Origin of the sequence: Streptomyces sp. NPDC058221 (assembly GCF_042882365.1) — a bacterium.
Lineage (GTDB): Bacteria > Actinomycetota > Actinomycetes > Streptomycetales > Streptomycetaceae > Streptomyces.
Genome location: NZ_JBHVWF010000134.1, coordinates 1 through 1,409, shown reverse-complemented (window position 1 = coordinate 1,409; position 1,409 = coordinate 1). Strand labels below are relative to the sequence as shown.

The window sequence follows — 1,409 nt, the reverse complement described above, 5'->3', positions numbered from 1 at the left end:
GAACTCCTTCGGATGCAGGGGCGGATGACGGGACCGGGCGCTTGTCGTCCACGGCGACGCCCACGAGCCTGCCGTCACCGCACGGCTTGCCCGCGATCATGAGGGTGGCGCGCACCTCCATGCCGAAACGGTGCGGAGGACGGTTGCCGACCGGGACCCATTCGACTTCCAGGGTCACCGGGAGAGGAGCGGGGCCGACGACGAGAGGCGCCGCGTCGGTGATCCTGAAGTCGAGTCGGCTGCCGATGAAGCGATGCGTCAGCGGAACGGCGTAGAAGCGGTGTGCCAGATAGACCAGTGCTTGGCGGATCGTCTCGGCGAAGAGCAGCGGATCGCTCAGGCCGTCCTGGTCCGGGTGGTACAGGGCGTGGTCGCGAGGCCACTGCGCGCCCACTACGAAACGGTCCGCCGCGATACGGGCCGCGTCGGTGAGGAGGACCTCGGCCACCGCCGCACGGTGTACCAGGGCACGTGGAACCGTCTGCTGAAAATCGATCCTGGGCATTGCGGATGTTCTGGGTGACGCTGTTGCATGGCTCATTGATGGACCCCCCAAGTCGAAGCCGACTGCGCACACATGGTGCTGCAGCTGCGGACGGAATCATACCTTTGGGAAGGTATACTTCAAGTGACGTTGGTACGGGGCAGGTAAAAGGAGAGTTAACAGTGTCGGTGGAGCACCGACGGCAGGCTTCGAGCGTTTCGAGCGCCAAGGGAGTCGCCCTCAAGCAGGAACGGGCCATGCGCACCAGGGAGGCGGTGCTGGACGCGGCAGCGGAGCTCTTCGCCCGCAAGGGCTTCCCGGCTGTCACGATCCAGGACGTCGCGGAACTGACCGGGATGACGAAGGGGGCCGTCTACTTCCACTTCGCGAACAAGGAGGCCCTCGCGCTCGCCGTCTCGGGGGAGTTCTACGCACGGCTCGAGGTGGCCGTGAGAGGTGAGCCGAGCGAGGGGCGGAGCCCTCTGGAAGGGGTCTCCGTGATCATGAACAAGGTGGCCCAGGCGTTCCAGGGCGACACGATCGTGCAGGCCGGTGCCAGGCTGCAGGTCGAGCGGTCCTTCGTCGACACGGCGTTGCCGGAGCCGTACGTGGGCTTCATCGAAGTCCTTGTCGCACTGTTCCGCGCCGCCGTGGAGGCGGGGGAGCTGCCCGCCGGCGCCGACCCGGACGCCCACGCGCGTGTCCTTGCCTCCGCCTTCTTCGGTGCGCAGCACATCTCCTGGGTGCTCAACGACCGACGTGACCTCGACGCCTGGGTGCATCAGATCCTGGAAGTGGCGCTCCCCGACGCTTCGTGAAGCGCCGGTTAATTTACGCATCCGGATTTATTAATTCCTCATCCTCGGAGCCCCCGTAGCTATAGCTGCGGGGGCGCTTCTTTTGCCTGGTGGCGAAAGTGCAGGGT

The 1,409-nt window shown here is 65.7% G+C and carries 2 protein-coding genes; one reads left to right on the top strand and one right to left on the bottom strand.

Features of this window, described 5'->3' with window-relative positions:
* On the bottom strand, nt 1-448 hold a 448-nt coding region (locus ACFVW8_RS31025), incomplete at its 3' end, for an AfsA-related hotdog domain-containing protein (RefSeq protein WP_389695848.1).
* Between the two features lie 293 nt (nt 449-741).
* Here ACFVW8_RS31025 and ACFVW8_RS31020 point away from each other — a divergent pair.
* Nucleotides 742-1,302 (top strand): ScbR family autoregulator-binding transcription factor, encoded by a 561-nt coding sequence (locus tag ACFVW8_RS31020; RefSeq protein ID WP_389695846.1) that lies wholly within the window; start codon nt 742-744, stop codon nt 1,300-1,302.
* Nucleotides 1,303-1,409: the final 107 nt, after the last annotated feature.